This window comes from Streptomyces sp. NPDC005533 (assembly GCF_042871845.1).
GTDB lineage: Bacteria > Actinomycetota > Actinomycetes > Streptomycetales > Streptomycetaceae > Streptomyces.
Genome location: NZ_JBIAJH010000131.1, coordinates 1 through 4,037 on the forward strand (window position 1 = coordinate 1; position 4,037 = coordinate 4,037).

At 64.8% G+C, this 4,037-nt stretch carries 2 protein-coding genes; one reads left to right on the forward strand and one right to left on the reverse strand.

The window, feature by feature from the left end; translation table 11 throughout:
* Positions 1-512 precede the first annotated feature (512 nt).
* Complete coding sequence (locus tag ACFYP3_RS37160; RefSeq protein ID WP_388842509.1) at positions 513-3,236, forward strand: ricin-type beta-trefoil lectin domain protein; 2,724 nt, start codon at positions 513-515, stop codon at positions 3,234-3,236.
* A 368-nt stretch (positions 3,237-3,604) separates the two neighbouring features.
* Here ACFYP3_RS37160 and ACFYP3_RS37165 read toward each other — a convergent pair.
* Positions 3,605-4,037 (reverse strand): DDE-type integrase/transposase/recombinase (locus ACFYP3_RS37165; protein WP_388842511.1); only part of this gene is annotated, 433 nt, incomplete at its 5' end.

Below are 4,037 nucleotides of genomic sequence, written 5' to 3' on the forward strand. Positions count from 1 at the left end.
GCACGCGTGTCACCGCCCCGGCCCCGGGATACACCCCCGGCCGACCCCTTCCCGACGCCATCGGCCCGCAGGCGCCTCCCCACGGGACGGGCCCCGCCCCGCCCGCCGGGCCCCGTCCTCGCGGGCCCCGGACCGGACCGTCCGGAACCGGCCGGGCCCGATCCCCCACATCGCGGACGGCGGGTCAAGGCCGCCGTCACCCGACAGACGCCGCACCGGCCATCGGACACGAGAAGAACACCCGGCCCGCCTCGTGCACCACCGCGGATCTTGAACCGGGGTTCGGAACCGGTCAGCCTCGGTCCTCGAACCACTGGCCGGCTCCCGGCCGGCTCCTGCGACAGCCGGCGCGGCCAGGGGACGGCCACCCCGCGGGCATCGAAGCAATCGGCTTCGATCACGACAACGAAGATCTGGGGCTGTGGTACCGGTGTCCCGGCCGGTATCCGCGGACCGCTCCGGTCCGCGGATACCGGACAGCAGAGCAGCCATGACAGAGAAAGAAGCAACAGATGTCGATACAAGAGAAGAAGAAGCGCGGAACGCGGGCGGTGGTGGCGAGACAGTCCGCCGCGGCCGCCCTCACCCTGGCCGTCGTCCTCGGGTCCGGTGTTGTCGGAGCCCCCACGGCCAGCGCCATCAACTTTATCCCGTACACCACTGCCGAGGAGGACACCTGGGTCCCGGGCCAGACGCAGATACCGATCCTGAAGGACTTCTGGAAGGGCACGACCTTCCTGGACTGGGCGCGTATCGGCGCCACACAGAACGTGCAAGTGCAGAACTCCACCGGTCAGAACGCCCCCACCGGCACGGGGGCCACCGGCACGGCGGCCACCGCTCAGAACATCTACGTCCTCCAGCAGACGAGGCTGGCGTTCGTATTCGCGGACATGGCCGCGGCGGCCGCCAGCCTGACAATCAACGTGGCGTCGGGGAACTGGACCGGCCTGGCATCGGAAGCGGCGATACGAGGCGCGCTGGGGGACTACCAGACATGTGCCTGGGGTCTCGTGAAAAGTGCCAATGAGAAGCTGACCGCATACAAGACCCAGTCGATATCCGAGCTCCGGATCGCCAGCGATGCGAAGGATGCGGCGCTGTCGCTGGGGAAGTGTCTCTCCCAGCTGAACGGGGACGCGAAGACCCTCTGGGAGGGCGCGGAGGACCTCTTGGCCAGGCTGCCGCAGAACGGCAGTGCCGCGACCGCTCTCCAGACGGGGGGCATGAGCGGCCTGAACGACCTCCTGTTCGAGAAGTTCAAGGCCGAGGCCGTCACGATCGCACCGGGTGAAACGAAGTCCGTCAGAAACGACGACTACAAGATCAGTCTGGCCGCCTTCGCCGGAACCAACGCCACGTTCGCCCAGGCCAACAAACAGGCCCAGCAAAACAAAACCACCGTCGGGGCCAAGTTCATCAACAAGCTGAGCGGCATACTGGGCGTCCTCAACGTCAAGGGTGTCTCCGGCTGGCTGAGCCAGCTCGGCTTCCCCACCGTCGGCATGTACGCCATCCGGGCCGACAAGTTCGGTACGTACATGACCACGCCCGGCCATATCTCGTGGGTCGCCTACCACGACAAGATCAAACCCGCCTCGTCCACCCTCAGCGGCAACATCGCGCCGCAGGAGGGCATCGGGCACTACACGTGGCGCGACCTGACCACGCCCCGCACTTCAGGCAACCAGACCCTCTTCAGTTCGGCGTTCAACGCACTCGAGTCGAGCGGGTGGGACGCGGCCGGCTCCAGCGACGCCATCAAGGGAATTCTGACCAGCCTCAAGGATTTTAACAAGACAGCCACCCAGGCGGACGCCGCCAAACTGGTGCTTCAGCCCAATTTCCGCAAGCTCCTGTGGATGGAGTACACCGCCAATCAGAGCCAGCCGGGCTACAACTCCACGCCCTACGCCTCGGCGGGGTGGGCGGTGAGGGATGCCTCCGCAAAGGTACCCGCGACGAACACGACATGGAAGAAAAGCCCCGCCTCTGTCATCTCCACGCTGGAGACCGCAGCGCGGGACGGCCTGAAAGCGGGCGGTAACGCAGGCGGTTTCACGAACGGCCCACCGGTGTGGAACCAGGAGGCTTCGGACATGTACGACGCGGTTACCAGCGCCGTGTGGTACGGGCCCACCTTCCGGCACGCGCAGCAGGTCCTGCAGCGCATGGCAAACAATTTCAATTTCGGAACGACCGGCGTCTGGGCCAGTTCGGTACCGGACACGACGGCTGGAACCGCGAGTCCGTACGTGCAGATCGCCGCTGCCGTTCTCGCCAACGCGAAGGGCAACCTGCAGGAGGCGTTCAAAACGATCGACCTTCTGGCAATAACCTACGGCGGCACCGCAGGAATGTCGCAATCCTCCACTGCCGACCTTGTGTCCTGGTGGGACAAGAAGCAGGACTATCCCTGGATCGGCACGACACCCTACAAGATCAAACTCACCAGTGCGCTCAACACGTCCAACGACGCGAGCTACTGCCTGAACGCCGCTCCTAACGGGGTGTGGCAATTGGCGGCGACCGTCGGAAAGATACCCATAACCATACCGAAGCTCCAGAACTGGTACTGCGACGGCGACAAGAACAACAACAACACCTCGGAGAGGTGGTACTTCACGGCCGACGGCCAGCTGCAGGCACACCACGACGAAGGCGACACCGGTACGATGATGTGCCTCCACGCCGCCTCCACCACCGCCATCGGCGGCGTCAACATGATGCCCTGCATCAGGAACGACAACATGCAGTGGAGGAAACAGGCGGACGGAACCATCCGCCTCTACTCCGGCACCACCAGCAGCCCCGGCACAGACACCGGCTACTGCCTCACCGCAGAAAACAGCAAGCCGACCGGGGACGCCCTTCTGGCGTCCGCAGACTGCATTCCGAATGATGCCACGCAGGTGTGGACCTTCACCCCCTACGTCACCCCCTTCCTGAGGATCATCTGGGTGACCCCCAGCGCCGACCGGAAACAGGTCACGTTCTACGTCGCCTACAGATGCGGCAACGCCAATTCCATCTCTTACGAACTGACGGGACCGAACGGGTCCGCAGCCGATGGGGCCAGTGCGGTGGTCTGTGACGGCGCGCTGCACACCACCGTAGAAAAGGTGTTCAACGCGGCACGTACGACGTGGCCGGCTAAGGACACGACCTGGAAAGTGAAGCTGAACTACAACGACGGGATAACGACAACGCTTTCCGAATCGGGCACGCTGATATGAGCTGACCCCGGTCCCTCAGCCGTACCCGTCGGCCGACAGACACGGCAGCCCGGTACCGCACCACGGCCGGAGACCATACGACCTGGTCTCCGGCCGTGTCATTGACCGGGTATCAACGCTTCCTGAAAAGGGCCCCGTCACGTTACTGAACCTCTTTCATCTTGTTGCTGAAGGGTGAAAGGGCTGGTCAGGGGAGTAGTGACGTGACAGAGCCCCCGGTCGTTGGCGGTGTTGATTCCACTCAGCACTGCCGACTGCCCGGGGCCCTGTTGGTTCCGTATCCTTCCATGCCCGGCATCCCGCACGAGCTCGTTGAGCATGTCTCCTGGCTCGTCTATGTCAATCCCCTGCGAACGTAGAGTCCTGTCTCACGCCGCTTCGCGCTTCTCGCGGGCGGCTTCACGTTGCTGATGGATCATCTCCTCGAACTTCACGGGCGGGAGTCCGTCGGCCCGGCTGTGCCGGCGCCTGGTGTTGTAGAAGTCCGCGATCCACGTAGCGATCTTCAGGCGGGCCTCGGCCCGGGTACGGAAACGGTGCCGGTGGATGTACTCGACCTTGATCAGCGAGTTGAACGCCTCGGCGGCCGCGTTGTCGAAGCACGAACCCACGCGTCCCATGGACTGCACCACGCCCAGGCGGTCACACAGGCTGTTGTACGCCGCGGACGTGTATGCGCTGCCGCGGTCCGAATGGAAGATCACTCCGTCCACGCCGCCGCGGGTCGCGGCAGCCATCTGCAAAGACGCGCTGACCAGGGCCGTGTCGTGGTGTGCGTCCATCGCGTGGCCCAGGCACCGG

What these genes read in the sequence shown, in the direction of transcription:
- ACFYP3_RS37160 (WP_388842509.1), top strand. Translation starts at nt 513, where the DNA reads ATGTCGATACAAGAGAAGAAGAAGCGCGGAACGCGGGCGGTGGTGGCG.